At 71.1% G+C, this 651-nt stretch carries 1 protein-coding gene; it reads left to right on the top strand.

Features of this window, described 5'->3' with window-relative positions:
- Positions 1 to 638 (top strand): 3-hexulose-6-phosphate synthase (hxlA, locus tag H4281_RS45060; RefSeq protein WP_246412856.1); only part of this gene is annotated, 638 nt, incomplete at its 5' end.
- Positions 639 to 651 lie beyond the last annotated feature (13 nt).

Raw genomic sequence — 651 nt, 5'->3', positions numbered from 1 at the left:
AGGAGTTTGTTGTGCGGTTGCAGGTTGCGTTGGATGTGCTGGATGTGGGTTCGGCGTTGGCGTTGGCGCGTCAGGTGGCGGGGGAGGTGGACATTCTTGAGCTGGGGACGCCGTTGGTGAAGTCGGCGGGGATTTCGGCGGTGACGGCGGTGAAGGCGGCGCATCCGGACAAGCTGGTGTTCGCGGATTTGAAGACGGCGGACGCGGGGGAGCTGGAGGCGACGCTGGCGTTCGAGGCGGGTGCGGATCTGGTGACGGTGATGGGGGCGGCGGACGACGACACGGTGCGGGGCGCGGTGGCGGCGGGCAGGAAGTACGGCAAGGAGGTGGTGGCGGACATGATCTCGGTGACCGAGGGCCGGGTGGCGCGGATCCGGGAGGTGGCGAAGCTGGGGGTGTCGTTCGTGGAGATCCATGCCGGTCTGGACGAGCAGGCGCGTCCGGGGTATTCGATCGACACGCTGCTGGCCGACGGGCGCGAGGCGGGGGTGGCGTTCTCGATCGCGGGCGGGGTGAAGGCCGCGACGATCGGGCTGGTGAAGGACGCGGGCGCGGCCGTGGCGGTGGTCGGGGGCGGGATCTACAACGCGCCCGACCCCGCTGCCGCGGCCCGCGAACTCCGCCGCCTCACCGCCTGACCCCACCCGCCCG

The sequence above is a fragment of the Amycolatopsis dendrobii genome (genome assembly GCF_014145675.1).
Taxonomy (GTDB): domain Bacteria; phylum Actinomycetota; class Actinomycetes; order Mycobacteriales; family Pseudonocardiaceae; genus Amycolatopsis; species Amycolatopsis dendrobii.
This window is presented reverse-complemented; position numbering and strand designations above follow the sequence as displayed.